This is a genomic window from Mycobacterium sp. TH-M106 (assembly GCF_057473765.1).
Map to the genome: position 1 here is coordinate 1 of NZ_JBYCLE010000236.1, position 1,092 is coordinate 1,092.

The window sequence follows — 1,092 nt, forward strand, 5'->3', positions numbered from 1 at the left end:
GGCCCTTGATCGCCAAGGTGGCCAGTTCCCCCGCCGCTGTCGCGGCGTCCGCCAACTGTTCCGGCGCCGCCGGGACGAAAGACAACGGCGCACCAGGGGACGATGAAGGCCCGGCGGAGGCCGCCGACGAAGGCGGTGTGGTCGCCTCGGCATTCCCCGGCCGGGGCGACTCCTCGCGGGCACCGCTGTTGCCTGGCAAGCCCAGCCCCGCGATGATGACCGCGGCTACCGCCGCACACACCACCCCGACACCGGCGAGGATCCATGCTGACCGCCACGGACGGTTCAGCGACACCGTTTCGGGATCTTCCTGGGACCACGCCAGTTCGGAGGCTGCCCGGCCAGCTGTGGTCGCCCTCGTGGTCGCGTCGTCGGATGGCGCCGCGGCCGTCGCGGGCTGATCGTCGTCGTCGCTGGTGGTCATCGTCGTTCTCCTGTTCGCACGCCCTGTGCGGCGAGGATCTGTCAAGAGTATTTCTTGCGCGTCAGAGGTAAAGAGTATGGAGGCCCTACCGCGGCATTGCGTCCCTTGCTCACGCCTGGGATGGACACGGCCGCGATAGCCCGGACGCTACTGACAGACGCGATATCTCTGGAGAGTGCAGCGCCATCCGGGGATTCGGGAGTCCGAAGGTCAACAGGACAATCACCAGACGTTCAAGCATTGATTGTAAGATTCGCAAGCGAGTCCATCGTTGTCGCGATCCAGCTTCGGAGCACACGTAGAATCGTCGCTCAAAATGTTGTAGCGGCCATCCGCATGCGCCTCAACGGCGTCCGCCTCCCGGATCGAGTCGGCCATGCCCGCGACGCTCGCCGCGTCAGCGGTCGGGTGAGAACGAACCCGGTCAGGTGCCGCGTCAGACCAACGCGCTCGCATCGAAAACCCAGCTCACATCCGCGTTCGCCAGGTTCTCGAAGTGGTTCGGGGGAGCGAAAGCCACCAGGGAGTTCATGTCCCAATAGTCTTTCCAGACCGTGATTTTGCCGTCCACCACCTTGTGCACCGTGACGAACCGCAGTACTCCCTGCTCTCCCGTCGCGAAAGTCCACGTCTCCGAATGCTCGTAGAGGACATCAGAACCGTCGAAC

1 protein-coding gene and 2 pseudogenes are annotated in these 1,092 nt (G+C 64.6%); all 3 read right to left on the reverse strand.

Annotated features, from left to right (window positions below; genetic code table 11):
• Positions 1–424 (reverse strand): annotated as a pseudogene (locus AC2VOP_RS08330) (hypothetical protein); the annotation flags it as partial.
• Positions 425–646: 222 nt separating this feature from the next.
• Positions 647–802 (reverse strand): excalibur calcium-binding domain-containing protein, encoded by a 156-nt coding sequence (locus AC2VOP_RS08335; RefSeq protein ID WP_428901148.1) that lies wholly within the window; start codon positions 800–802, stop codon positions 647–649.
• 58 nt (positions 803–860) lie between these two features.
• Positions 861–1,092: pseudogene (locus tag AC2VOP_RS08340) on the reverse strand (nuclear transport factor 2 family protein); the annotation flags it as partial.